Genomic DNA, 21,658 nt, shown 5'->3' with positions numbered 1-21,658 from the left:
ATGATAGAAAGTTTACAAAACGAAAAAATAAAATACCTGGCCCGTCTGAACGACGATAATCGCTTTAGAAAAAAAGCCGGATTGGTGATTGTGGAAGGAAAACAAGAGAACAACAGAGCTAAAAAATTCAATTTTGAACATGTTGAATCGTATATATGTGAAGCTATTTTCAAAGAAGAACTCCCGCAAGGAAAAATCCATTTGATCAGTGAAAAAGTTTATCAAAAAATAGCGTATCGTGGAAGTTCAGAAGGGATTATCGGAATCTACAAAGTACCGGAGAACGCTTTAATGAATTTTACCCCCAATGAAAACACTTCAATCGTTATTGTTGAAGGTATAGAAAAGCCGGGCAATCTTGGGGCCATCCTTAGAAGTTGCGAAGCTTTTGGGATAGATGCACTCATCATTACAGACCCAAAAACCGATCTTTACAACCCCAATGTCATAAGATCCAGTGTTGGATGCCTGTTCGGAATGAATGTTTTTACATCAACAAATGAAGAAACGGCAGCTTTCTTAGAGAAAAATAATATAAAAACCTATTCTACCTTTATGAGTGAGTGTGCAAAGGATATTTATGAAGTAAATTTCAAAAAGAGCACAGCCATTATATTTGGTACAGAACACTCTGGCATAAGTGATTATTGGCTGGATCGGTCAGAAAACATATTAATACCAATGGCTGGCACCATAGATTCTCTAAATCTGAGTAATGCAGTTGCCATCAGTTGCTATGAAATTTTAAGACAAAAAAAGGCATAAAAAAAACCGTCTCGATGTTCGAGACGGTTAATCTTAATTGCGTAGTGCTAATTATTTTGCAGCTTCTTCAGTTTTTGGAGCTTCAGCAGCAGGAGCAGCAGCTTCAGTTGCAGGAGCAGCAGCAGAGTCAGTTGCAGGAGCAGCAGCAGAATCAACAGCTGGAGCAGCAGCAGAATCAGTAGTTACAGCTGTAGAGTCAGTTGTAGCTTCAGTAGTTTCAGCTTCAGTTTTTTTACATGCTACTAGAGAGATTGCAGCGATAGCAGCTACGAACAATGATTTTTTCATAATGATTTAAATTTAAATTTGTTTGTTAAAAATTGTTTCTTAATTAATTGTGTTCTCATTTGAACAAGACAAATGTATGGCGAGAAAAAAAAATTGCACAGAAAATTAATTGTAATATCTTTGTAAAACAGTTTACAAATTAGCACAACTGATTATCAGACTTTTAAATAAATACAGAAATTGAATCCTCTAGATATTTTACATTTTGAACAGTTAAAAACCGAAGTTCAAAACCAATATTTGAAGAATCACACCCCTTCTCATGATGATATATCAAAATGGAAAGGGATAGATATCATCTATTTTCAAGAGGACTTGAGGAAAATCACGAAAGCCAACATTTCCGAGAAGTCTTTTTACACCTATTTCAAATCCTCGTCCGTTACAAAACTACCAAGAATAGATATGCTGAATTTACTCAGCATATATGCAGGTTATGCATCTTGGTATGAATTCAAAAAGACCCATCTTTTTGCTAATGAAGTATTAAATGAAAACGAAGATGAAGTAGAAACAGGTGAAAACCCATCTTCCGAACAAAAAATAGACACCCCTTCCTTTGAACCGGTTAAAATTGAAGAAAAAGAAGTAACCTCCGAGATTGAAAAACCTATTTTACAAACAAGCGAGTCTGAAAACAAAGATGTTACGAGAATCCCAACAATAAATTTGGATGATAAAAAAAGAAAGAAAAACAGTATTGTAAAAGAAAATTTATGGGTAGCCATTTCGATTCTTTTATTGATTATGGTTGCTTTTTTTGCATTTAAAGACATGCTTTTGATGAAAGAATATACTTTCAAATTTATTGATGCCGATAGAAATTCTAACATCAATGCCGATTTGGATGTGAAAATTTTAAATAAAAACGAATCGCCCATCCTTATAAAAGTTCTACCTAACCAACCTTTTGTGTACAAAACCCACAATAAAGAGCTTACAATGGTTGTTTCTTCGCCGTATTACAAATCCGACACCATACAAAGAAATTTAGTAAACGCTCCTGACACCGAAAATATAGAGTTGAAACCGAATGATTACGCCATCATGCTGTATTATTATTCCAAATCTATTCAGGATTTAAAGAAAAAAAGAGAAAACCTCAATAAATTGATTAACAACAACGCTGTCATCTATCAAGTTTTCGACAACGAAAGATACGGTGTTGAAACGATGGACAAACAACGATACATCAGCTTGGTAACCCTGCCTACAACCTCTCTAGAAAATCTAGATGTCATCGATATTATTGGTGATAAAAATGGAAAAATCAGCATGATTAAATTTAAAATCGGAAACAATGAGAAAAATAAATAATACCGTACTAAGCCTTATAACCATTTGGTTTTGCTTCCTATCTTGCAACAATAAAGTTGAAGAAAAAAGCGAATTGGACACCTTGAGAAAAAGCAACAATAAAAAATCCTATCCCGTTACAAAAATGGATAGCATACAAGCCATACAGTTTATTACCAAACAAAAAATACAAGAACTCTTTGACCTTTCTGCCCTGTACACTTCAGGTACCAAAGACACAGAAATAGACTCCATCATCTATCAACAAATGATGGGTTATTTTGAAAAACCCGATTCTGCAAAAGTGAGCAGTACCCTTCTGCAAATGGACAGCCTAAAAGTGAGAAAAGCGAAGATTGGCGATCTCGAAGTAAACAAGGTGATTGAAGGGAAAGACACGATGGATTTGGCTAAATTCAAAGTAGAGTTTTTTGGTGAAAACAACAAAAAAATTGGAGATTTTGACAAAACCGTTCGCTACACTTTGACAACCAATCCGGTAAAATTCAAAAAAGAATTCAAATTTTATTTTGTCGATTTTGATATCAAAGCTCCAAAAGACAGCACCTCATTGGGCAAAACCAAATAATCCAAAGCCACATCTTCCGGCCGAACATCTTCGATGATATCTTTGGGTTCGAAAAAATTGACACCAACCTTTTTTGCATCGGTATTGATTTGATTAAAAAATTGATCGTAAAATCCTTTACCATACCCCACTCTATGCCCATTGACATCGCAATACAACAAAGGTGTGAGGACAAAATCAAATGATACATTCTGCACCTCGGTGTTCGATTTAGGCTCTTCTATATCCCAATTATTTCTAACCAATTCGGTATCGGGAAACAACTCAATCGTAATCATTTCATTTTCAATCAATTTAGGAACAAAAACTCTGATTTTGTTTTTGAAAAAATAATCAATAAAAAATTGAGTGTTGACTTCTTTAAATTTTTCGATACTCAGGAAAAGATGAACTTTCTGACCTTTTTGAGGTTGGAAAAAAGATAAAAAAGAATGAAAAATTTGTCTAGATCTTTCTTCCACTTCAGTAGGGCTAAGGTTCTTGCGCTTTTGCAAGTACTCTTCTCGGATCGACTTCTTTTTCATTCTTTTTTGTATGATTATACCTCTTTAACAGAGATAATGTTTACCGGACACGCTTTCGCTGCCTTTTCACAAGGTTCAAAAGCAGTTTGCATGGGAGTTTTCAGTGTAAAGAATCCCTTCTTTTCAATTGATTTTAGCAAGACGGATTTTCCATCTTTTTTGGACATTCTGAAATATTCAGGAGCAAATTCGGCACAATAGTTACAACCGATGCACTTGTCCCTTTGCAATGTGATGATGACCATATAAATATTAGGATTGAACGAGTTCTGACTGGACTACTTTATACAATTTATCACTTGGTCGCACTCTGAAATCCGTTTTAAAGGTAATAACATCCGCCTTTGTTGCTTTTTGAGCATCTCCTTTCTGATCGACCATCATATCCTCTATCACCATTTCTTGCGAACCTGTTGTAGGACCTTGTATCAGTACAGTATCTCCAACGGACAAGTCGTAGGCTTCTATCAAGAATTCTGCAATATTGGATTTTGGATAGAAGTGTCTTCCTTTTCCAATATAAATTTTCTTTTGAGTTGCGCTAGAACCGGAGTTATCGGACCATTCTCCTAATTTTTGTCCTAAATAATAGCCGTCCCAGAAACCTCTGTTATATACTTTAGCCAATTCGCCCATCCATACATCTACTTTTTCCGGTGTAAATGTACCTTCGGCAATGCTATCGATAGCCTCACGATATGCTTTGGTAACGGTAGCTACATATTCTGGAGCACGACCTCGACCTTCAATTTTCAGTACCTTCACACCTGCATCTACGATCTGATCTAAGAAACCTATCGTACACAGATCTTTTGGTGACATCATGTATTCGTTATCCAACTCAATTTCAAAACCAGACTCTTGGTCTATAACGGTGTATTTTTTTCTACAATTTTGTTTGCAAGCTCCTCTATTTGCAGATGAGTTATGAGAATGAAGACTCAAATAACATTTTCCTGAAACCGCCATACACAAAGCACCGTGCCCAAAAATCTCAATTTCTACAAGGTTGCCAGAAGGACCTTTCACTTGATCTTTTTCAATTTGTTGACAGATTTTTTTGATCTGGGTAACGCTCAATTCTCTGGACATCACCATGGTATCTGCAAACAGTGCATAAAACTTAACCGTTTCTATGTTGGTAATGTTAATTTGAGTAGAAATATGAACCTCCATCCCAATTTGTCTTGCGTAGGCAATTACAGCCTGATCCATCGCGATTACCGCAGTTAGATCCGCTTCTTTTGCTCTATCCAAAAGTGTTTTGATGATGGACAAATCGTGATCGTAAATAATGGTATTTAGGGTAAGATAAGTTCTGACATTTTTCTCTTTACATCTTCTTGAAATTTCCGGCAAATCGTCAATGGTAAAGTTCATCGAAGCTCTGGCTCGCATATTCAGTTGTTCTACCCCAAAATATACCGAATCGGCACCGTTATCTATTGCAGCTTGAAGAGATGTAAAATCACCTGCTGGCGACATCAACTCTATTCTTCCTGATTTTGTCATTGTAAAATTAAAATTTTTGCAAAGATAAGTAATTTAATGCTAAACCATTTCCTACGCTGCATTTCAAAATTCATCCCAATTGTGAACACAACTTCAACCTAAAAAAATTAAAAAAAAATTAAAAGAATGTTTAAGTTTTCATAAAATCCAATACATCCAGATGCATTTTGTTAAATTTTAGTTAAAACTACGATAAACCCACAGTCGTCAACAACAATTTTGCATTATATTTGATATATCGAATCAAAATTCAAAAATAGAATCAGCATGAACAATACAATCAAAAAATTTCTTCCATTTGCAATGGTTGGGGTAATCTCTGGAGCTACAACATTTGGAGCCATTCATTTCGCTGAAGCATCAAGAAACAGCACCTCCGATTTAAATTATTTTAAACCTGCAAATGAAAATGCACAGTTTGCAGGACTAAACACAGCCGTAGTTGGTGAAGATTTTGTAAAAGCAGCAAAATCTGCCATTCCGGCTGTGGTCACCATCAAAAGATATTCAGACGCTGCACCAAGACAACAAATGAACGACCAAGACCTGTTTGATTGGTTTTTTAAAGACCAAATGAGAGGTTCGCAGCCTGGACAAAGAGCCCAAAAACCTAAAAATGCACCAGACGGGATGGGTTCTGGTGTCATCATCTCTCCCGACGGCTACATTGTCACCAACAACCATGTTGTGGAAGGTGCAAGTCGATTGGAAATTGTACTTTCAAACAAAAAAACATTTGTTGCCAAAATGATTGGGACCGATCCCAATTCCGATATTGCTTTGTTGAAAATCGAAGAAAAGGGACTTCCATTCCTTAATTTTGGAAATTCGGACAATGTAGAAATTGGACAATGGGTATTGGCTGTAGGAAATCCTATGGGATTGAACTCCACAGTTACCGCTGGGATCATTTCTGCAAAAGCAAGAAACATCAATTTATTAGGCAGAAATGCCGCTGCTAAAAATCCGTTAGAATCCTTTTTACAAACCGATGCCGCCATCAACCCTGGCAACTCGGGAGGCGCCTTGGTCGATACCAACGGAAATCTCATTGGGATCAACTCCGCCATATCGTCAAATACCGGTTATTATGAAGGTTACGGATTTGCTGTCCCTGCCAATTTGGCTAGAAAAATTGTAGAAGACATGAAAAAATTCGGGATGGTGCAAAGAGGATATTTAGGAATCCAGTTGGTTGACCTCTCCAATGAAGAAGAAGTCGCAAACTACAATTCCATCAAAAAAGCCAATCTAAAAGCAGGAAAAGGCGTTTATATTACGGGATTGAGCGACAACAGCGGCTCTAAAGATGCCGGATTGAAAACAGGAGATATCATTACTAAAGTTGATAACTCGGTCATCTCCGGACAATCTGTATTAATGGGAATTATTGGAGAAAAAAGACAAGGAGATAAGGTGCAAGTCACTTATTTGAGAAACGGCGTTGAAAACACAACCTTGGTCACACTAAAAGATCAAAATGGAAACACTTCATTCAGAAGTTTAGCAGACTTGACCATTCCTGAAAAATTAGGTGCCGATTTCGCACCCATCGATCAAAAAGTAAAAGTATATTACGGTATTGAGAACGGTGTGATTGCTAAAAATGTGATTGCAAACGGAGAGTTGGCCAAAATAAATGTCTCGGAAGGAAATATTATTTTTGAAGTTAACAACAAGCCTGTTAATTCACAAAAAGACATAGAAAATATTTTGAAAGGTTATAAAGGTACGGTATCGGTTAAATATTTAGACGACAACGGCAGAATAACCAGCAGAGGATTTAGCATGCCTTAAGCCTGAAGTTCATCAATAAAAAAACGCATCCTAGGATGCGTTTTTTATTTTTTTAGAATTCTTCTTTTTCCTTTCGTAAAAGACTTCAACAATCTTACCTCCTATCCAGGAAAACGGAAAATAGATCAGAAAAATGGATATCTTATAAAAAGTAGGATGATGCGGAAAGACCACGACATCAATCATGGCTACGAAAAGCATGATGAAACCGATCAAAATGGCATACGCTACTTTCGCATACTTCACAATCATGGCGGTAACTACACCGGCAATGGTGGTACCCAAACCTGATATGAACAATAAAAAACCAAAAAATCCTGAATTGCCGTCCATACTTTGCAAAAATTTGTTCCAATGTTCAAAAGGCGAATATCCATCAAAGGTTCTCCATTCGGGAACCATACGGATACCGACAGTTACGGTAAAAGCAACAATGCCCATACCCACAAGAATCGCAAAAGTATTTCTAATAAAATTCATTAATCTTGGTGTGCAATCATAGAGATTTCCACATCTACATTTTTTGGTAAACACGAAACTTGAACCGTTTCTCTTGCTGGGAAATTTCCTCCTTCGAAATACGATGCATAGATGTCATTCATCACGGCAAAATCATCCATACTTTTTAGGAAAATCGTAGCTTTAACCACATTGTTAAAAGTCATTCCTGCTTCCGTAAGAATGGCTTGAAGATTTTTCATCACTTGGTGTGTAGAGGCTTCAATACCTTCGGCCAGCACGCTTCTACTAGGATCTACAGGGATTTGTCCAGAAATGTACAAAATTCCGTTAGCAAGTACAGCTTGAGAATAAGGCCCGATTGCTGCTGGAGCATTTGTTGTATTGATGATTTGTTTCATAATTAAAAAAATTGATTGTATTATTTTTAGTTTAAAATTAAATTTATTTCCCGATAATTTTTTTTACAAATATAAATCATTCGACCAATAAATCTCTAAAACTTCGCATTGGGTTGGTTAAAACTTCTGTCCTTATACTTCACCGCGTCTTTTAAGATGTTCGCTTTGATCCCGATAAAAAAGTCATAAACTTTATATTGCCCGAACGGAACCCAATTAAAATTGATCGTAAAACTTCTCTGATCTCTTGCAAAACCAATTCGCGTATAGGCCAATTCTTTGGTTACAAAATCGTAATTGGTGGTTGCAGTCACATTCCAATATGGGGTTAATTTTATATTTCCGTCCAAACCAATGGTTGCAATGGTGTTTCCAAATCGATTGGTGGTTTTGGAATACGCGTAATTGGCTGTAACATTTAAAGTCCAAGGCTGGTCAAAATGAGCATAATGATCGTCATCAAAATAATAATTTTCATTTCGAATTCTCCCTTTTGAACTGTACTTTTTACTGTAATCCTCCTTTTTACCAAACAACTCGTCGCTCAATGGATAGCTCAATTGCATATTAAATCCTTGAATATGAAAATGTCCGAAATTTTCAGTTCGCACACCAACATCCGAACCTTCAGTAAACACCACCTCATACGGATCGATAACCAAACCGGTATTGATGTTCATTTTCCCGTTAAACAAAGAAGTCTGCCCATTGATATTGAAAGGAGACCAACGATGGGATTTGGCAGCAAAATTATAATTCCCGGAAATATTAAGCGTTTCGAAAATTTTAAGCTTTTTAAACCCTACAGAATCGGATTTACTCCTCACCTTCATTTCGATGTTATTTCCTAAAGAAAATCCTACACTCCCCATCATCCCTGTGGTTGGCGTGCCAATTATTCCTTTTTCGAAAATAGAATACGGAGTCAGCACCCCTGTAGCATCGTAATAATTTTTATAATAACCAAACTCGGGTTTTCCAAAATCCGGTGAATAATTAAAACTAATCTGTGGAGTCATCATGTGTCGTATCCCTTGTATTGCAGATCCTTTCTTGAACATGACCGTTTTGTACAAAGTAGTTTGCACACTGGTAGATGCCGAAAAATACGAAAATCCTGCAATCCCTTTGTTCATTTCATCAACCACTTTATTTTCTATTGGATTGTAAGAACGGTTCAGGGATTTCGTAGTCAGACCGTTATTGATATTGGCTCCCAAGCTAAAGGTAAAATATTTTGCAATGGTGGTATTGGTTCCCAAGGCAATGCTGTTCTTCAGTCCCGTTTGCATATTGTCCCACATTTCTTTTTTGAACAGTTGATCCTCGGTAACCGACACATAATTGTTGAAATCAAATCCCGTATTCACGGTAATATTTTCCAACAAGCCTTGTCTTATCCCGGATTTGGGATTGAAGAGATAAAACTGATTGATGGCCACATTCATCTGAGGCAAACGAATATCCGAAAATCCGGTAGAAAAGTTTTGAGAATAACCTGCAGTCCCGGTGATGGTTAGCGGCAAGGTCAAAAATCTTTTGGTTAAACTAATGGTCGAATTTTGTTGTGCATTCAACACATTTTGGTTGAAAATGTAATTGTTGTTGATGGTGTTGTTGTAAAACTTAGAGCTTACAATATCCACAGAGGCCGAAAAATTCAGGAAAGGATTGGCTTTAGGATCCTGGCTGTGCCTCCAAGAAACTCTAAAAGTTCTGTTTTTAGAATAATTATCCAATCCGTTGATCCCACGAATGGTCGTTCCGAAATCGGACTGAAAACTACCGCTGTATTTATATTTTTTCACATAATTGACCTCAGGTCGGATGTTCCAGCTCCCTTTGGTATAGATGTCCGAAAGAATTTTAAGGTCAAAGTGCTCACCCAGAGGTTGGTAATATCCCAAACCGTTCAAGAAAAACCCGACATCCTGTCTTTCACCAAAACTTGGGATCAGGATTCCGGCACTTCGGTTATCTGAAAACGGCAACACTGCAAAAGGCAGTATCAACCGAGTTGGAACCCCTTCTACAAACAATTGAATAGGCCCGGTGATTATTTGAGACTTATTTTTCCCTTTCACCAATTTTATACTGGACGCCAGCATGTGGTAATCCGGAAGACTGTCTTTTTTCTTAATAAAATATTCGTCGGTCGTAAAAACGCCATTTTTCATAAAAAATACCGTATCGTTGTATTTTTTTGTTTTTTTGGCTACAATAACCCCTTCACTTTCTTCGGTTCGGGCATTAAATGCAATGGCTCTTTTGGTTTTATAGTTAAAATTAAAGTGATCCGTTTCGTATTTTTTACCTCCTTGCAGGGTGACAACCGGTTCTAAAACCTTTTCTAGAGAATCCAACTTACCTTGGGCGAAAATCACTCCTTTATCCCAATCTATACTAATATAATCGGCATCTACTTGCATATCTTGATATTTCACCTGAGCTTTATGCTTGAGATAAGTCATCTTTTTAGGCAAATCATTTCTTATGCTTTCGGCTTTATACCGAACAACATCGTCCAACGCTTCTTTTTGGGTAGTCGTTGTGGGGGAAACGGTATCCTGATTCTTTTTAACAGCCAATAATTTATCACTTTTTTGTTGTGCTAAAAAATTGTTAAAAATTAGGATAATTAAAATATGTAATATATTTTTGGAGCAGTTACTGAACAATTTTATAAGTATAAAAATTCGGCTTCAAAATTAAATATAATTTTTAAAATTTAGAGATGAACCTAATAAGATTTTATTTTAAAAGATATTTCACATTCATTTTCGTTTTTTTATTTGGATTAACGATGGCTCAAAAAAAATTCACCATCGTCCTAGATGCAGGTCACGGTGGCGAAAAAGATCCGGGTGCAACTAGAAAATACGACGATTTGGGTACCGTTCGTGAAAAAGACATCACCTTGGCAATCGTACTAAAACTGGGTAGGATGTTGGAAAAAAACAAAGAATACAAAGTGATCTACACCAGAAAGGAAGATTTCTACCCGTCCTTAGGAGATAGAACCGACTTGGCCAACAACAGCAAAGCCGACTTATTTATATCCGTACATGTAAATTCTACCGCCAGCAAAATAGCGACTGCTACAGGTACAGAGACTTTTGTACAAGGTCCTAACCAAAACAAAACCAACTTAGAAGTTGCTAAAAGAGAGAACGATGTGGTCTTTTTAGACGACAAGGATAGAGAACGATTCGCGTCTTACGATCCCAGTTCTCCGGAATCCCTAATTGCATTAAAGGTTAACCAAAGCAAATACCTTATGGCCAGTCTTACCTTTGGAGCATTGGTGGAAGAAAATTTTGTAAACAAAGACAAAAGATACTCCAGAGGAGTAATGCAAAAGGATCTCCATGTCCTTAGGATGAATGCCATGCCTTCTGTTTTGATAGAAACCGGCTTCATCAACAATCCGGAAGATGCTCGATATCTGGCTTCCGACAACGGCCAAGACGAAGTTGCAGCCAGCATCTTTGATGCGATCATCAAATACAAGAAAACCATTGATCAAAAAAGTGGAATAAAATCCGGACCTAAAAAAGAAGACAAACCCGCTGAAATTCCTTTGAAAAATGATTTCAGAATCTTTTTATTCAGCAGCGCCAACAAATACAATGAAAACGACCCCGAACTAAAAGGTCTCAACAACATTTTGATCTTAAAGGAAAACGACATGTACAAATATTATTATGGTGCTACCAATATGGCTTCTATAAGAGACAACAACCAAAAGACTGCAAGAGATGCAGGATTTAGAAATTCTTATTCCGTTGGCTTCGTCCCAAACCAAAGCATCAATTTTGGATATTACACCTTAGAAGTTGCTGTAAGTAAAGAGAAGTTAAACTCGAAATCGTATGTACAACAAACGCTTAGTCCATTGGAAAGAAACAAGAAGGACGGTATATTCTATTATACTTACGGTAAGGTAAACAACCTGGAAGACGCTATAAAACTGCAAAAAGAAATAGAGGCCAAAGGGATAAAAAACTCAGTAATCGAAAAAAAAATAAAATAAATTAAAAATACACTTGCAGATATAAAAAATATTCCTACTTTTGCAACCGGAAAAACGGCCTATTCGTCTAGTGGTTAGGACTCAAGATTTTCATTCTTGCAACAGGGGTTCGATTCCCCTATAGGCTACTAAGTTTTTTCAAATATTTTCTCAATCGAAAAAAAAATTGAAAAAATATTTGCAGAATAAAAAATAAGTTATATCTTTGCAACCACAATTGAGACAGTAAGTAATTATGGCAAATCATAAATCAGCATTAAAGAGAATCAGACAAAACGCAGTAAAAAGATTGCGTAACAGATATTATCATAAGACTGCTAGAACAGCTATGAAAGTATTAAGAAATGAAGAGGACAAAAAAGTTGCTACTGAGCAATTGCCTAAAGTAATTTCTTTGTTGGATAAGTTGGCTAAGAAAAACATTATTCACAAGAATAAGGCTGCTAACTTAAAAAGTAAATTGACTAAGCACGTTAACAAATTAGCGTAATTATAAAATCTACGGCCCGTTCGTCTATCGGTTAGGACCTCAGATTTTCATTCTGGTAAGAGGGGTTCGATTCCCCTACGGGCTACAAACCTTCAGAGCAATCTGAAGGTTTTTTTATTATATTTGAATAAAAAAAAAATAAAATGAATATTCTCATTGTCAACGGTCCCAATCTTAATCTCTTAGGTAGTCGCGAGCCTGAAATCTACGGCTCCACAAGTATGGAAAGTTTTTTAGAAACTTTAAAAAAGGAATTTAGTAGCTTGAATATTCATTATTTCCAATCAAATATAGAAGGGGAAATTATCAACCGTTTGCATGTTGATGATTACGACGCCTTAATCATCAATCCTGGTGCTTATTCACATTATTCCTACGCCATAGCAGATGGCCTTAAAAACATTAAAAAACCTAAAATTGAAGTCCACATTTCTAACATCTACAAAAGGGAAGAATTCAGGCAAAAATCGGTTACTGCTGCACAATCGGACGGTGTAATTACCGGTTTTGGTCTTAACGGCTACCGATTGGCTGTTTTAAATTTAGTACACTCGTAACAAAGGAAAATCAGAATGCCAACTCAAATTGTCCCACAAAATAAAAAACCGCTCTCTTTTGAGAACGGTTTTATTATAATTGATAAGATAATTTTATAGTTGAGGACCTGCTGCAACCAATCTTTTACCTTCTTCGTTATCGCAATATTGCTCGAAGTTTTTAATGTATCTTCCTGCAAGATCCTTAGCTTTCACTTCCCACTCAGAAGCATCGGCATAGGTTGCTCTTGGATCCAAAATACCTTCAGAAACATTTGGCAACGCTGTAGGAATTTCTAAATTCATAATTGGCACGATGGTTTTTTCTGCTTTCTCGATAGAACCGTCGATGATTGCATCAATAATCGCTCTGGTGTCTTTTAGAGAAATTCTTTTACCAGTACCGTTCCAACCAGTGTTTACCAAATAAGCTTTAGCACCGTGCTCTTTCATTTTACCGATTAAAGTTTTAGAGTACATGGTTGGGTGAAGGGTTAAGAAAGCCTCACCAAACGCTGGAGAGAAAGAAGGTTGAGGTTCTGTAATTCCTCTTTCAGTACCCGCTAATTTTGAAGTATATCCACAAAGGAAGTGATATTGAGCTTGATCGTCATTTAAAATAGAAACCGGAGGCAATACTCCAAAAGCATCTGCAGATAAGTAAACTACTTTTTTTGCATGTCCCGCTTTGGATGGCAATACAATCTTGTTGATGTGATAGATTGGGTAAGAAACTCTGGTATTTTCTGTAATTGAGCCGTCTTTGTAATCGGCAACACCGTTATTAACAACTACATTTTCCAGCAAAGCATCTCTCTTAATCGCACGGAAAATATCCGGTTCTTTTTCTTCAGAAAGATCGATCACTTTTGCATAACAACCACCTTCATAGTTGAAAACTCCATTGTTATCCCAACCGTGTTCGTCATCACCGATCAAATATCTTTTAGGATCTGCAGACAAAGTAGTCTTACCTGTTCCGGATAGACCGAAGAAAAGGGCAACATCGCCGTCTTCACCTACATTCGCAGAACAATGCATAGAAGCCATTCCTTTTAAAGGTAGATAATAGTTCATCATGGCAAACATCCCTTTTTTCATTTCACCACCGTACCAAGTACCGCCGATGATTTGCATTTTTTCGGTAAGGTTAAACATTACGAAATTTTCAGAGTTTAATCCTTGTTCTTTCCAGTTCGGGTTCGTTGTTTTAGAGCCGTTCATAACGATGAAATCCGGTTCTCCAAAGTTTTCCAACTCATAATTGGAAGGACGAATGAACATATTGGTTACAAAATGTGCTTGCCAAGCTACCTCCATAATGAATCTCACTTTCAGACGGGTATCCGGGTTGGTACCGCAATAGGTATCTACAACATATAATTTTTTTGAACTTGACAATTGGTCGATAACCAAAGATTTACAAGCTGCAAAAACTTCTGGAGTAGTTGGCAAATTCACTTTACCGTCCCAATTGATGTTATCTTTGGATACATCATCTTTAACGATAAATCTATCTTTAGGAGAACGCCCTGTGAACACACCTGTTTTTACAGAAATCGCTCCAGATTCAGTCAATTCACCTACTTCGTATCCTTGGTTTTCTGTTGAGATTTCGTCTTGATAAAGTTCTTCGTATGAAGGATTATAAACTACTTCTTGGAATCCTTTAATTCCCATTTGATGCAACTGATCAATAATTTTGTCGTTTTTCATAATTACTTCTCTGTATTTTACAGATTATTAGATTAATTTATAGTTAAAAAAATAAGGTTCTAAAGATATTAATAAAGCACTAAATTGGCAAATAATTGTAACTGATATAAAACATTATCAATCACAAAATTAGTTGTTCCCAATCCCAGATATCGGCAAATCCTTTGTCCGAAAAGTATGCCCGGTATCCTTCAAATTTTTGGGTAAGGACAAAATCTCCACCCCAAGCCCCAAGACTTTTCACAAAAACAGGACAGTCGGAAAAGCGACTGCTTTTCACCGTTTCTAGTCCTAAAAACTCAGAGACTTTCCCTTCATGAATGTCCATTAAATTTGAAAATGCACTCATGTTTTTAGCATTCAAAATTTCATTGGTTAAAGAAGACATTTCGTCAATCATAGAGGTGCTTTTCTCTTTTGATCGATACAATCGTATGCCCTCACGAGAGTCTTTTTTTTGATTGAGATGAATAAAAATAAGTTCAGAATAAAAATCCGGTTTATAAACCATAGATTTTATTTCTCTTTTGGGTGTACACGAATATAAAATTGCTGTTTTTCTTTCGGCAACAGCGATATCATAACCGCTACCACCAAGTGATATTTCGTTGAGTTTAAAAGGACAAACTCCGGCCCAACTTGCCAAATTGGTCATCAAAGTCGAACTACTACCCAAACCATAATTGGATGGAAACTGAAGGTTGGTTTTAAAGTGGTACGAATTACCTTTTTCGAAAATACCTCCTCTCAAAAATTCAACATTTTGCAAGGTTTTTTTCACAAATTCAGCCGAAACCACATCGTTCGTTTCAATTATTTCCCAAGTCGTGAAGTCAATAACGGCTTTTAGCCATGGTCTATTTTGATGATGGGCTTCCCAAAAAATAAAAGAAGCTTGGTCTTCCATAACTCGAACCACCATTTCCTGTCCGGCTTTTGTAGGAACAGCCAAAGCAAGTGCTCCATCCAAAACGAAGTACTCTGATGTTAATAAAAGTTTGCCGGGAGAAAAAATAGGAGACTGAATCATGAGTATATAAAGAGAAAAACCACAATTTTCCTGTGGTTTTCTGTTCTTATTTTAAATTGCTGAAGACAATACTGCTTCTGAGTTGATCTTTTTCACAAGACCTTGCAGTGTTTTTCCAGGTCCTACTTCTACAAAATTAATTGCACCATCGGCAATCATATTTTGAACAGTTTGAGTCCATTTCACAGGCCCTGTCAATTGTTTAATCAGGTTTTGTTTTATCTGTTCAGGATCAGAAACGGCTGTTGTAGTTATGTTTTGATACACCGGGATGGTTGCATTTCTAAACTTTGTATTTTCTATGGCAATGGCCAATTTTTCTTGTGCGGGCATCATCAAAGGAGAATGAAAAGCCCCATTCACAGGAAGCAACAAAGCTCTTTTTGCACCGGCTTCTTTCATTTTTTCACAAGCCAATTCCACAGCTTTTGTTTCACCTGAAATTACCAACTGACCTGGGCAGTTGTAATTTGCCGGAACCACAATACCATCAACAGAAGCACAAATTTCTTCCACTTTTTCATCGGCCAATCCTAGGATTGCAGCCATAGAACTCGGATTGGCATCGCAAGCTTCCTGCATGGCTTTAGCTCTTGCTGCCACCAGCTTCAATCCGTCTTCGTAAGAAAGAACTCCGTTTGCAACCAAAGCAGAAAACTCTCCCAAAGAATGCCCTGCAACCATTTCGGCACCCAGTCCATTCACTGCTTTTAGAGCAGCTACAGAGTGTAAAAATATAGCCGGTTGCGTTACCTCGGTTCTTTTAAGATCTTCGTCTGATCCGGAGAACATGATGGAAAGTATATCGAAGCCTAAGATCTCATTTGCTGCTTGCATCAAATCCTTTACATCTTTTCTGGAATCGTACAATTCCTTTCCCATTCCTACGAACTGAGAACCTTGACCAGGAAATATTAGTGCTTTCATAAATATAATTGAATGTTTTATAGGTTTTTAGTTGTTTATTTTAAAGGTATCAATACCTTACCACTCTGAACCCCGTATTGATAAAAGCGCCATTGTTTTTAGCTTTTACAAATTCAAACTTGGTTGCCAATTGAGTTTGTACCTTCGTTATTTGCTTAAATAGTTCACCGGATTTGTTCTCACGGCTTAACATATCGTTCACCACATCAAAACCTATGATGGCGTATTTGGATGGTGTTGTACAGTATTTAGCTTTGTAATCGGCTAGGATTTCTTTTTCAAAAGTCCCATCCGTATTAATTTTTCTATCAATAAGATACACGAGATTCACCTGAGACAAATCGTCAATTTTCTTCTCAAAACTAGAAGAATAATACATGCTGAATGCTTTATTCCCCGTAGATTCTTTGGACAACTGTATCATGCGATTGGTAAAGGCTTCGCCAGAAATTTGTTGAGGATCTGATAAAATAGCAATGATGGGAGCCGGTTGTCCGGTCATCATATTCTTATCGATCTTGATGTCGTCCGCTGATTTAACAATACTTACGACCGCATTTTTTAATTTTTTCTCCAACTGAGCACGAATGTACTGTGCGTTTCCGGGATCGTTACCTGCTAAAATATAAATTTTTTGGTTGGAATATACTTTTTCCACCTCTTCGTTGATCTTGTCGGCATAGACTTTATCGTTGGTTTCAACAATAATCAGATTGTTATAATCGTATAAATCTTCTGAGTTGGCAAATGGAGACACGATCGGAATTTTTTTATCCCCTACAAATTCCAAAGCTTCTAAAATACTGGACTTGAAAAAAGGACCGATCATCAAATCGGTGTTGTTGACATTGATCTGAGAAAGTGAATTTTTAAAACTCTGTTCATTTCCGGCATCAACCACTATAACATCTAATTTTTGACCGGATTTTGCATTTCTTTCTATTGCTAATTTTGCCCCTTTTAAAAACTCTAGAGACATCGCTCTGTATTTAGAGTCGTTGGAGTTGTATCCAAACGGCAACATCAAAACTACACCAAGTGCATCACCACTTTTCTTTTTATACGCCACATCCAGTTTTCTAACTTTCAGATTCATCCCAGCTTTTAAGCCTTGAGACAACGATGGATTCCATGCTAAAAGTTCATCGATGCTGGAACCGAATTTATTTACCAAAGAAAAAATGGTATCACCAGATTCTACGGTATAAGTCGCAAACTCATCTTTTGGTGAAACTGAAGTGTTTACAGAAACCGGTGTTGCTGCAACAGGAACAAATACTTCTTGCGGATCGCCGTATTTTTTGATTTTGTTCATAGGAAGCTTCAATTGAGCTCCTATTTTTAAACCTTCTGTTTCTAGTTGTGGGTTGTATTTTTTAATATCGCTTTCAGAAACTTTAAATTTCTTTGAAATTCCGTATAGCGTTTGTTTGGGCTGAATGATGATGATTCCCAAATCCGAATCGGATTTTATATTCCCCGAAGGTTTTGATTTAGAATTCACCGTAAGAACATCGCCCAAATTCACTTTTCCATCTTTTATAGAAGGGTTCAGTTTTAAAAGGTCGTCCAGCGTAATTCCGTATTTTTTTGCAATACTGTATGCCGTATCCCCTTGGGATACCGCATGTGTCTGTTGGGCAAAAAGTCCAACAAATAGGGTTGATAATGCTACGGTGAATATTTTTTTTCTCATGTTTTTATAAAGCACAAAATTAAGGCTTTCAAAATGAATAGACAACAACATTGAGTTCGGATTTTTCAATTGAAATATTGTTATAGCAATCCTGAAGCCATTCTGAGCCATAATCGGCATAAAATTCAGAAAAATTCCAAACTCTTTCTTGCCAAATACCGGCAGGATGGACTTCTGAAAATACATTTTCTATTCGAGATACCTTTTCTTGTTGTTTAATTTTCTCCGCTTTCAAAAGTCTTTTTTTCATACGATCGTACGACTTCATTTGTCGCATTTCCTCAGCATTAATCAATTGTCCAAAGCTAAAATCGGTATGAATGGATTGGAATTTAAGTTCCTGAAAAATGGTTTTCAGTTCATTTTCCTTTTCAGAAATTAAGGATTCCAACGGATGATTGGACAATAATTTCGTTTTGATTGCCGTCTGTTTATTTCCCAAAACCTCTTCAATACTTAATCCTAATTTTTGCATTTTCCCTAAAGTTTTTTCAGACAAAAACAGAAGTGAATTTCTAGGGACCAGAATGGGAAAATCCAAATTTATTGACTTAAAACATTCGATCAGTTCCAACCAATAGGCAATTTCCGCATTCCCGCCAATGTAGGCTAAATTGGGTAATATTATTTCCTGAAATACAGGTCTCAAAACCGCATTGGGGCTGAATTTTTCAGGATTATTTTTAAGCTCATTAAGAATTTCTTCTTTTGAAAATTGTAATGAAGTATCTACCACCACAAATTTTTCGCCATCAAATTCAATACGGTTTCTGGTTTTCTCAAGATAAAACAAATTGATTTCTCGAGGATTTACCTGAACTTTTCCATAGTGCTGCTTCAAATCAAGGATGGTCTTCTGAGTACTTTTATACAACAAATTTTCCGTTAGCTCCTTTTGAAAAGTTTCTTTCATAAGAGCTTTCAATCGTTTGTCATCGCCATCGATCATCAACAAGCCGTATTCGGAAAAAAGTTGATGCACCAACTTTCGAGTTGCTTGGGTCAGAGTTTCCCCTTCTTTGTAGGAACTCTTCATGAGGTCTATCAAATCGCCACCAAACTTTCTATCTTTAAAAGAATTTTCAAAATTTTGGATAAAATCTAAGTCTGAAACTTGAATTCGTCCCACTGCTCCACCCGATTCTTCTCGAATCGAAAACACTTCTCCTTCGGCTTTAAAATGATTGATTTCTTCAAAATCATGATCCTCGGTCGCCATCCAAAATAGTGGAACAAAATGATGATTGGGATGGATTTTGTTCAACTCGTTAGTGCTTTTGATAACCTGCGCAATTTTATAAATAAAAAATACAGGCCCCGAGAATAAATTAAGCTGATGCCCCGTCGTTATGGTAAGTGTATTTTTGTTGGATAACCTATCTAGATTTTCTTTTTGCAAAGCACTCAACGATAAATCTTGATGCTGATCGCACAAAACTTCAGAAAGAATTTCTCTATTATAAGGTGAAAAACCTAAAGTTTTAGATTCTATTTTATTCTTAATATTTTCATGATTCCACACCAAAGATTGAGTTTCTTCAATCTTTGCGTTTAGAAAATCTTTCACAAGAGTTGGGATGCTTTCTAAATTCTGAAATGGTATTTGGGCTAAGGCTTTCACGAGACTAAATTAGGAAAATAAATACCACACAATACCTAAATTCAAACGAAAATCGTAAAACGGATAATGTGGCGCTGCATAAACTTTGTTAGGACTGATCAAGGTGGTAAGATGCTGACCTTCGATAAAGAAGAACATTTTTTTTACTTTAAAATTAAAATATGCATCGACAATGGGTTGTCCTCCAATTGCAAAAGAAGTAAGTCCCGGCAAAGCATATTCATTTAAAATGGGCGAAAATTCTCTGGAATTGAATTTACTGAAATAGTACACTTTTATTCCTGTTTGTATTTCAGCTTTATCCTTGAATGCTCTGGATTGATAGAAAAAATTGGCTCTTCCTAAAAAATTAGGAAGTGGCAGCATGTCTTTTCCAGAGCTGTTTTGTTGAAATTGCAAACGGGTATTCAGGAAAAAGCGACCGTAGTTCATGGTAGTCTCACCTCCGAGTTGGGCAATGCCTACGGCTTCTGAACTTTGTTCGGGTTGATAAAAACGGTTTAGATAAGTATAATTTTCTATTCTGTGGTATTTAGCAAAAAACTTTGTTTGCCAGAATTTCATACCCAATTCACCACCAAAAGACAGTGCATTTTCATTCTGAAAAAAGGGCATTTGGAAATTGTACGACAATACGGGAGATGAATTTACTAAATAATTAAAGCCCGGAGCCGAGGATTTGAAATTGGCAAAAGCATGAAGTGTATAGTCTTTGATGGGTTGAATAAACAAAGAGTTTTGCGATAAAATATAATTTCCAAAAACAGATCCTTTGGACAATTCTAATTTTGAAGCAAGAGAAAATACATCAGAAAATTTATACTTTAAATTTCCGACAAGCCCCAAGCGGTTCTCGCGATATTCCGGCAACATGGGATTTCCCAACAAAGCTTCGTTATTGGTTCCTAAACGAATGAGCTGATGTCGTATCCCCGCATCCAATTTAAACTTTTCGGCATCGTACAACAAAGAAATGCTGTTGCTTAAATTATCAGAAAACTTCTTGGACGAATTGTTTTTATGGTCTATGGCATCAGAAAAAAGACTTAAATCGGCCGATGACATTTCGTAGTAATACTTGTTGCTTTGATTGGAAAAAGTATGGTTGATCTTGAAAGGAAATCGTGCAATATCAAACAATGCCAATTGATGACTGAGATAATATCTTCTGTACGCAAATCGGGAATACGAGTCCGAAAAATTAACCGGTATGGTCTGTCTGTTGCTGATCTCAGAATTTCCCGCTTGGTAGAGCAAATCATATTCGTTAGTTATCCCTCCGTTTTCTTGATTGGTTATGTTTTGATGAATGAAATGTCCAAACAATTCGTAACGGTTATTTTTGGAAATATAATGGGTGGAAATTGTTGTATTGTTATTTACGGCCAAAGATTTTTGATAAGCCCCTTGTGATCGTAGTCCAAAATAATCAATTGCAAAATTGAATCGTTTACCTATATTTTGGGTATAAGTAGAATACAAAGAAGCACCGTTGCTAATACCGTTATGGAATACAAAAGCCGTAGTTGGTGTTTTCACATCGTAATATTTTACTTGATCCGCCGCTACAATTCCGTACGATTTATTGGTTGGCATAAGAGAAAGGTCGTACTGCCCATTCCAATTGTAGGTTAAAGAATTGTATCCAGAACCGATGTTGGCATATTGTATTGCACCAAAATTATCGTGATTGGTGTATTGTGAAAAGGAGTACGACTTGTCATGAGTCAGCAAAGTATCAAAAACTTTTTTTTCTGAAAACTGAGTCTGAAAACGGTAATCCGAAATGGTCGGATTAAAAATTTTGAGAGAATCGTTTTTACCTGAATTAACAACCAAAGTATCTTGATCTACTTCTGTAACTTTATTATTAGGCTTTACGATTTGTGAAAAAATAAGATTGGAAACCAATAAGAATATTAAAAATAAACTTCGCATAGATTAAAGATATCTTGCAAAAATACGAAAATATAGCAAT

20 protein-coding genes and 2 tRNA genes are annotated in these 21,658 nt (G+C 36.4%); 9 read left to right on the top strand and 13 right to left on the bottom strand.

Going from position 1 to position 21,658, the window contains the following annotated elements:
• Entirely contained in the window at positions 1-765 is a 765-nt protein-coding gene (locus EIY84_RS01185) for a TrmH family RNA methyltransferase (protein WP_164471997.1), read from the top strand.
• Between the two features lie 51 nt (positions 766-816).
• Here the strand turns inward: EIY84_RS01185 and EIY84_RS01180 are convergent, their stop codons facing one another.
• Complete coding sequence (locus EIY84_RS01180; protein WP_124639653.1) at positions 817-1,053, bottom strand: hypothetical protein; 237 nt, start codon at positions 1,051-1,053, stop codon at positions 817-819.
• Between the two features lie 180 nt (positions 1,054-1,233).
• Here EIY84_RS01180 and EIY84_RS01175 point away from each other — a divergent pair, with 180 nt between their 5' ends.
• Both EIY84_RS01175 and EIY84_RS01170 read left to right on the top strand, forming a co-directional pair.
• On the top strand, positions 1,234-2,370 hold the full coding sequence (locus EIY84_RS01175; protein WP_124639651.1) for a hypothetical protein: 1,137 nt from the start codon (positions 1,234-1,236) through the stop codon (positions 2,368-2,370).
• Positions 2,354-2,938 (top strand): hypothetical protein, encoded by a 585-nt coding sequence (locus EIY84_RS01170; RefSeq protein ID WP_124639649.1) that lies wholly within the window; start codon positions 2,354-2,356, stop codon positions 2,936-2,938. The genes EIY84_RS01175 and EIY84_RS01170 overlap by 17 nt, the downstream gene beginning before the upstream one ends.
• On the opposite strand, the gene EIY84_RS01165 is transcribed toward EIY84_RS01170, so the two are convergent.
• Genes EIY84_RS01165 through EIY84_RS01155 form a run of 3 tightly spaced genes read right to left on the bottom strand, consistent with a single transcriptional unit; the run spans position 2,875 to position 4,974 of the window.
• Entirely contained in the window at positions 2,875-3,462 is a 588-nt protein-coding gene (locus EIY84_RS01165; protein ID WP_124639647.1) for a 5-formyltetrahydrofolate cyclo-ligase, read from the bottom strand. The two genes, EIY84_RS01170 and EIY84_RS01165, sit on opposite strands and share 64 nt — an antisense overlap.
• 14 nt (positions 3,463-3,476) lie before the next feature.
• Entirely contained in the window at positions 3,477-3,707 is a 231-nt protein-coding gene (locus tag EIY84_RS01160; RefSeq protein ID WP_124639645.1) for a ferredoxin, read from the bottom strand.
• 7 nt (positions 3,708-3,714) lie between these two features.
• The gene (locus EIY84_RS01155) at positions 3,715-4,974 is read right to left on the bottom strand and encodes a peptidase U32 family protein (RefSeq protein WP_124639643.1); all 1,260 of its coding nucleotides are present in this window, start codon (positions 4,972-4,974) and stop codon (positions 3,715-3,717) included.
• A gap of 267 nt (positions 4,975-5,241) precedes the next feature.
• Here EIY84_RS01155 and EIY84_RS01150 point away from each other — a divergent pair, with 267 nt between their 5' ends.
• A complete protein-coding gene (locus EIY84_RS01150; RefSeq protein WP_124639641.1) occupies positions 5,242-6,771 on the top strand; it encodes a trypsin-like peptidase domain-containing protein in 1,530 nt (509 codons plus the stop codon).
• Between the two features lie 30 nt (positions 6,772-6,801).
• On the opposite strand, the gene EIY84_RS01145 is transcribed toward EIY84_RS01150, so the two are convergent.
• The 3 genes from EIY84_RS01145 to EIY84_RS01135 form a co-directional block, all read right to left on the bottom strand.
• Positions 6,802-7,251, bottom strand: coding sequence for a hypothetical protein (locus tag EIY84_RS01145; protein ID WP_124639639.1), 450 nt, complete (start codon positions 7,249-7,251; stop codon positions 6,802-6,804).
• On the bottom strand, positions 7,251-7,631 hold the full coding sequence (locus tag EIY84_RS01140) for a RidA family protein (protein ID WP_124639637.1): 381 nt from the start codon (positions 7,629-7,631) through the stop codon (positions 7,251-7,253). Before EIY84_RS01140 ends, EIY84_RS01145 begins: the two co-directional genes overlap by 1 nt.
• A gap of 95 nt (positions 7,632-7,726) precedes the next feature.
• On the bottom strand, positions 7,727-10,309 hold the full coding sequence (locus tag EIY84_RS01135) for a putative LPS assembly protein LptD (RefSeq protein WP_124639635.1): 2,583 nt from the start codon (positions 10,307-10,309) through the stop codon (positions 7,727-7,729).
• A 56-nt stretch (positions 10,310-10,365) separates the two neighbouring features.
• Between EIY84_RS01135 and EIY84_RS01130 the strand changes: the two genes are divergently transcribed.
• The 5 genes from EIY84_RS01130 (at position 10,366) to aroQ (ending at position 12,711) form a co-directional block, all read left to right on the top strand.
• Positions 10,366-11,664, top strand: a complete 1,299-nt coding sequence (locus EIY84_RS01130) for an N-acetylmuramoyl-L-alanine amidase family protein (protein WP_124639633.1) — start codon at positions 10,366-10,368, stop codon at positions 11,662-11,664.
• Between the two features lie 56 nt (positions 11,665-11,720).
• Positions 11,721-11,792, top strand: a tRNA-Glu gene (locus EIY84_RS01125).
• Positions 11,793-11,899: 107 nt separating this feature from the next.
• Positions 11,900-12,154, top strand: a complete 255-nt coding sequence (gene rpsT / locus EIY84_RS01120) for a 30S ribosomal protein S20 (protein ID WP_124639631.1) — start codon at positions 11,900-11,902, stop codon at positions 12,152-12,154.
• Between the two features lie 13 nt (positions 12,155-12,167).
• Positions 12,168-12,239 (top strand) — tRNA-Glu (locus tag EIY84_RS01115).
• A gap of 58 nt (positions 12,240-12,297) precedes the next feature.
• The gene (aroQ, locus tag EIY84_RS01110; protein WP_124639629.1) at positions 12,298-12,711 is read left to right on the top strand and encodes a type II 3-dehydroquinate dehydratase; all 414 of its coding nucleotides are present in this window, start codon (positions 12,298-12,300) and stop codon (positions 12,709-12,711) included.
• 93 nt (positions 12,712-12,804) lie between these two features.
• Here aroQ and pckA read toward each other — a convergent pair whose 3' ends face one another.
• The 6 genes from pckA to EIY84_RS01080 all read right to left on the bottom strand — a co-directional run bounded on the left by pckA (position 12,805) and on the right by EIY84_RS01080 (position 21,618).
• A complete protein-coding gene (gene pckA / locus EIY84_RS01105; RefSeq protein WP_124639627.1) occupies positions 12,805-14,406 on the bottom strand; it encodes a phosphoenolpyruvate carboxykinase (ATP) in 1,602 nt (533 codons plus the stop codon).
• A gap of 121 nt (positions 14,407-14,527) precedes the next feature.
• Entirely contained in the window at positions 14,528-15,436 is a 909-nt protein-coding gene (locus tag EIY84_RS01100; RefSeq protein WP_124639625.1) for a GYDIA family GHMP kinase, read from the bottom strand.
• A gap of 51 nt (positions 15,437-15,487) precedes the next feature.
• Positions 15,488-16,363 carry an ACP S-malonyltransferase gene (gene fabD / locus EIY84_RS01095; RefSeq protein WP_124639623.1) on the bottom strand — a complete coding sequence of 292 codons (876 nt, stop codon included), beginning with the start codon at positions 16,361-16,363 and terminating at the stop codon, positions 15,488-15,490.
• Between the two features lie 49 nt (positions 16,364-16,412).
• Positions 16,413-18,059, bottom strand: a complete 1,647-nt coding sequence (locus EIY84_RS01090; RefSeq protein WP_124639621.1) for a LysM peptidoglycan-binding domain-containing protein — start codon at positions 18,057-18,059, stop codon at positions 16,413-16,415.
• 28 nt (positions 18,060-18,087) lie between these two features.
• A complete protein-coding gene (gene bshC / locus EIY84_RS01085; protein ID WP_124639619.1) occupies positions 18,088-19,680 on the bottom strand; it encodes a bacillithiol biosynthesis cysteine-adding enzyme BshC in 1,593 nt (530 codons plus the stop codon).
• A 9-nt stretch (positions 19,681-19,689) separates the two neighbouring features.
• Positions 19,690-21,618: a putative porin gene (locus EIY84_RS01080; RefSeq protein ID WP_124639617.1), complete on the bottom strand. Its 1,929-nt coding sequence runs from the start codon at positions 21,616-21,618 to the stop codon at positions 19,690-19,692.
• Positions 21,619-21,658 lie beyond the last annotated feature (40 nt).

Source organism: Amniculibacterium aquaticum, from assembly GCF_003852705.1.
Lineage (GTDB): Bacteria > Bacteroidota > Bacteroidia > Flavobacteriales > Weeksellaceae > Amniculibacterium > Amniculibacterium aquaticum.
The sequence above is the reverse complement of the archived record's forward strand: the minus strand, read 5'-3'. Positions and strand labels throughout refer to the sequence as shown.

Coding starts and splice junctions, on each gene's coding strand:
- EIY84_RS01185 (WP_164471997.1), top strand. CDS start 1: ATGATAGAAAGTTTACAAAACGAAAAAATAAAATACCTGGCCCGTCTG.
- EIY84_RS01180 (WP_124639653.1), bottom strand. CDS start 1,053: ATGAAAAAATCATTGTTCGTAGCTGCTATCGCTGCAATCTCTCTAGTA.
- EIY84_RS01170 (WP_124639649.1), top strand. CDS start 2,354: ATGAGAAAAATAAATAATACCGTACTAAGCCTTATAACCATTTGGTTT.
- EIY84_RS01165 (WP_124639647.1), bottom strand. CDS start 3,462: ATGAAAAAGAAGTCGATCCGAGAAGAGTACTTGCAAAAGCGCAAGAAC.
- EIY84_RS01160 (WP_124639645.1), bottom strand. CDS start 3,707: ATGGTCATCATCACATTGCAAAGGGACAAGTGCATCGGTTGTAACTAT.
- EIY84_RS01155 (WP_124639643.1), bottom strand. CDS start 4,974: ATGACAAAATCAGGAAGAATAGAGTTGATGTCGCCAGCAGGTGATTTT.
- EIY84_RS01150 (WP_124639641.1), top strand. CDS start 5,242: ATGAACAATACAATCAAAAAATTTCTTCCATTTGCAATGGTTGGGGTA.
- EIY84_RS01145 (WP_124639639.1), bottom strand. CDS start 7,251: ATGAATTTTATTAGAAATACTTTTGCGATTCTTGTGGGTATGGGCATT.
- EIY84_RS01140 (WP_124639637.1), bottom strand. CDS start 7,631: ATGAAACAAATCATCAATACAACAAATGCTCCAGCAGCAATCGGGCCT.
- EIY84_RS01130 (WP_124639633.1), top strand. CDS start 10,366: ATGAACCTAATAAGATTTTATTTTAAAAGATATTTCACATTCATTTTC.
- rpsT (WP_124639631.1), top strand. CDS start 11,900: ATGGCAAATCATAAATCAGCATTAAAGAGAATCAGACAAAACGCAGTA.
- aroQ (WP_124639629.1), top strand. CDS start 12,298: ATGAATATTCTCATTGTCAACGGTCCCAATCTTAATCTCTTAGGTAGT.
- pckA (WP_124639627.1), bottom strand. CDS start 14,406: ATGAAAAACGACAAAATTATTGATCAGTTGCATCAAATGGGAATTAAA.
- EIY84_RS01100 (WP_124639625.1), bottom strand. CDS start 15,436: ATGATTCAGTCTCCTATTTTTTCTCCCGGCAAACTTTTATTAACATCA.
- fabD (WP_124639623.1), bottom strand. CDS start 16,363: ATGAAAGCACTAATATTTCCTGGTCAAGGTTCTCAGTTCGTAGGAATG.
- EIY84_RS01090 (WP_124639621.1), bottom strand. CDS start 18,059: ATGAGAAAAAAAATATTCACCGTAGCATTATCAACCCTATTTGTTGGA.
- EIY84_RS01080 (WP_124639617.1), bottom strand. CDS start 21,618: ATGCGAAGTTTATTTTTAATATTCTTATTGGTTTCCAATCTTATTTTT.